The 354-nt window shown below is 73.2% G+C and carries 1 pseudogene; it reads right to left on the bottom strand.

Annotated elements, in window-relative coordinates:
* A pseudogene (locus EXE42_RS17315) lies at nt 1-354 on the bottom strand (hypothetical protein); the annotation flags it as partial.

The following is a 354-nucleotide window of genomic DNA, read 5'->3' as shown; positions in this document are numbered from 1 at the left end:
CCCGCCGTAGACGTCGCCGACCCGGAGCGGAACCGAACAGCTCGTGTGGATGTCGACGCCCGTGCGGTCCTGACCGCCACCGTTGCCGCCGTTCCCGTTCCCGTTCCCGTTGCTTCCGCCTCCGTTGTCGCCGCCGGCTCCGCTGCCGTCGTCGAGACGGATGTTCGGGCCGATCCAGTTCGGGTCGCCGTTGGTCGGGGAGGCGCTCCCGTCGACCACGAAGGTCTCGTTCGGCGCCACCTCGGCGTCGAACACCGTCGTCCCGCCCGCGCCCACGCCGCCGCGGCCGCCGCCCGTGGCGACGACGACGACGGTCGCCGGGTCGTCACCGAGGTACCGGAGCGTGAGCGATCC

It is taken from the genome of Halorubrum sp. SP3 (assembly GCF_005435195.1).
GTDB lineage: Archaea > Halobacteriota > Halobacteria > Halobacteriales > Haloferacaceae > Halorubrum > Halorubrum sodomense.
This window is presented reverse-complemented; position numbering and strand designations above follow the sequence as displayed.